We start from the raw sequence: 1329 nt of genomic DNA, 5'->3' as shown, positions 1-1329 counted from the left end.
GGAGAAAATCGATTTACCGTGGCGGTAGAAATACCAGAAACCATTGCCCTGGGAGAAGCAGAAATCGTGTTAATCCGACCCCAGAAACAGCGTTTGGGAACGAATGTAGACCAATATGAAATTATCGAACTGGAAACGGAACGACCGATTCAACTGGCACCAGTCTGCCTGGAACATATTTTGGCAGCCCAAGAGTCGGGAGATAGCCTGTCGGTGTTGAATGTGAGTTCTACCGAATCGGTTATTTCTGAATCAAATAGTTCCGATTTGCTGACGGCGAAAATTCCCGTGGGGACGCCAGATGCGGTTGACAAGCCGGTTGAAGTGGCGGCAACTCACAATGGGACGCGAGCTTATGTGCCTCTAGCTCAGTCGGGTCGGGTGGCGCTGGTAGATTTGATGACTCTACGACAGGTGGATACCAACCCGCTGACGAGCGCAGAGATAGATCCGATTGACCTCCCGGCTAATGCCGCTCCCGGGGCGATCGCGATCCACCCCACGGACAAATACGCTTATATTGCCGACTCGAACTCTGGGGCGGTGTATGTGTTGGATATCGATCCCCTTTCCGACGCTTACAACCAAGTGACTCAAACGATTTCCCTCGCTTCGGCCACCTCTGGAGTGGCAGGCATTGAGCTGAGTCCCGACGGACGCAAACTTTTTGTGGCGGCTCCAGGTTTCCCCAATAGCCAGATTATAGTTATCAACACCGATCTGGCAGATCGCCCCAGTGACGAGAGCGCAAATACTCGGCGCTGGCACGAACCAATTGGCGAGATTTCTGTTCCCGCTTGGGTACAAGGGATAACCGTTGCCGAGAATTCGCAACAAATCGCCTTTACCACTGTGAGTGATCGCTATGGTTTTGGGGCGGTGGAAATTACCAACGACGATCCGCTCTTATTTGCTACCAGGGAGCCAAAATACGCCTCTTTAGGTCTCGGTTCGTTTGCGGATTACTTTGATATTAATCGAGCGGTGGATGTGGAGGTGATGGCCAACGGGGACTATGCTTTTGTGGCGGCGATTAATAACAGCAGCCAAACTAATGTGGAAAGTATAGACGGACGGCGAGCGGGCAGTAATATTGGCATTATTAAAGATCCCTTTGGCCCCAAACCGACGTTGGTGGCGGCAACTCGTCCCATTCCCGGCGGTTTGACGACGGATTTGGAACTGTCGGGAGGCGATCGCTATTTATGGGCTTCTTATCCGGGGTTGAAATTAGACTCGACGGAACAAGGTGCTTTATTGGGTTTCAACGTTGAGGAGATAGTCAAAGCGGTAGAAAATCCGGGCAATTTCTACCTGGATAGCAAACAG

Annotated in this window: 1 protein-coding gene; it reads left to right on the top strand. The window is 51.5% G+C overall.

Annotated features, from left to right (window positions below; all coding sequences use genetic code 11):
• Positions 1–1329, top strand: a 1329-nt coding sequence (locus NG833_RS31155; protein WP_254568927.1) for a YncE family protein, incomplete at both ends; no start/stop codon positions are given.

It is taken from the genome of Oscillatoria sp. HE19RPO (genome assembly GCF_024220515.1).
GTDB lineage: Bacteria > Cyanobacteriota > Cyanobacteriia > Cyanobacteriales > Laspinemataceae > Laspinema.
Note: the sequence above shows the minus strand (reverse complement) of the source record. Positions and strands in the feature narration are given on the sequence as shown.